General features: G+C 76.9%; 1 protein-coding gene. It reads right to left on the bottom strand.

The genetic code is table 11. The annotated features are described in order from the left end of the window. Positions 1-1,914, bottom strand: a 1,914-nt coding sequence (locus tag AC5WRT_RS38775) for an acyltransferase domain-containing protein (RefSeq protein ID WP_496098902.1), incomplete at both ends; no start/stop codon positions are given.

Here is a 1,914-nt window from a genome sequence, read left to right as displayed (position 1 = left end):
TCGCGACGACGGCGGGGCCGAGGGGCAGTCCTTCGGTGTCGGTGCCGGCGAGGTGGGCGAGGGCGAGTACGCCGCGTACAGGGTGCTGTGCGGTCGCCGTGCGGAGCCGGGCGGCGAGGGCGGCCCGGTCGGTGCGGTCGTCGCCGGTGACCTCGACGGTGGTGACGCGGTCGGGCCCGCCGAGGGCCGTGACGACGGCATCCGAGGTCGGGTCGGCGCCGCCGGGGGCGCCGGGCAGGAGCAGCAGCCAGCGGCTGTCCGCCGGTCGGGTGACCGCGGTGGGGGGTTCGGCGGTGGCGGGCTGCCACGCCACCCGGTAGGAGAGGGCGTCGACGGCGGTCTGCTGCCGCTGCCGCCTGCGCCAGGACGCGAGGGCGGGGACGACCGCGCCGATCTGTTCGGCCCGCACGCCGAGGGCCTGGGTCAGGGAGTCGACGTCCTCGCACTCGACGGCTTCCCAGAACCGGTCGTCGACGGTGTCTGCGGCAGTGCGCGCCGTGGGGGCGTCGGCGTTGTCGGGGGTGGGTCCGTGGTGGAGCCAGTAGCGCTCGTGCTGGAAGGCGTACGTCGGCAGGTCGACCGCCGGCGCGGTGGGCGGGGCGCCGAACGCCGGGGTCCAGTCGACGTCGACGCCGTGGACGTGGAGCCGGGCGAGGGCGTCGTACAGGCTGGGGATCTCGGGCCGGTCCTTGCGCAGCGCGGGCACGAGCAGCGGGGCCGCGCCGGTGGCGGGGCCTGTGGCGGGGTCGTCGGGGAGGCAGGCGCGGGCCAGGGCGGTGAGGGTGCCGTCGGCGCCGAGTTCGAGGTAGCGGGTGACGCCCTGCTCGCGCAGGCGGCGGATGTCGTCGGCGAAACGGACGGGCTGGCGGACGTGGGCGGTCCAGTAGCCGGCGGCGCACAGCTCGCCGGGGTCGGCGAGGGTGCCGGTGAGGTCGGAGACGATCGGGGTGTGCGGCCGGTGGTAGGTGAGGCTCTCGGCGACGCGCAGGAAGTCCCGCAGCATCGGCTCCATCAGCGGCGAGTGGAAGGCGTGGCCGACGCGGAGCCGGGTGGTGCGGCGGCCGAGCCCGGCCAGGTGCCCGGCGACGCGGGAGACGCCGTCCTCGGTGCCCGAGACGACGACGGAGCGGGGCCCGTTGACGGCGGCGATGCCGACCTCGGCCTCCAGTCCGGCGAGCAGGGGCAGCACCTCGTCCTCGGACGCCTCGACGGCGACCATGGCGCCGCCCTCGGGGAGGGCCTGCATGAGCCGGCCGCGCGCGGCGACGAGGCGGCAGGCGTCCTCCAGGGACCACACGCCGGCGACGTGGGCCGCGGCGAGCTGGCCGACGGAGTGCCCGGCGAGCACGTCGGGGCGGACGCCCCAGGACTCCAGCAGCCGGAACAGGGCGACTTCGAAGGCGAACAGGGCGGGCTGGGTGAACTCGGTTCGGTTCAGCGCCGATTCGTCGTCGCCGAAGACGATGTCGGGCAGGGAGCGGCCCAGTTCGTCGTCGAGGTGGGCGCAGGCTGCGTCGAAGGCGTCGGCGAACACGTCGAAGGCGGCGTGGAGTTCACGGCCCATGCCGAGGCGCTGGGAGCCCTGCCCGGCGAAGAGGAAGGCGACCGCGCCTTCCGTGCCGGAGGTGCCGACGGCGGCGCCGGGGGACGGTTCGCCGCGGCCGACGGCGTCGAGGGCGGCGAGGAGCGCGGCGCGGTCGTCGCCGACGACGACGGCCCGGTGTTCGAACACGGCCCGGGACGTCGCGAGGGCGTGTCCGACCTGTGCGGGGCTCGTGCCGGGGTGGGCGCGCAGGTGGGCGGCGAGCCGGGCGGCCTGGGCGCGCAGGGCCTCGTCGCTGCGCGCGGAGACCGTCCAGGGTACGACGTCGGCCGGGGGCCGCAGGTCCGGCAGGGCGGGGGCGTCGTCGGTCT

Source organism: Streptomyces sp. NTD91 (assembly GCF_059510455.1).
Note: the sequence above shows the minus strand (reverse complement) of the source record. Positions and strands in the feature narration are given on the sequence as shown.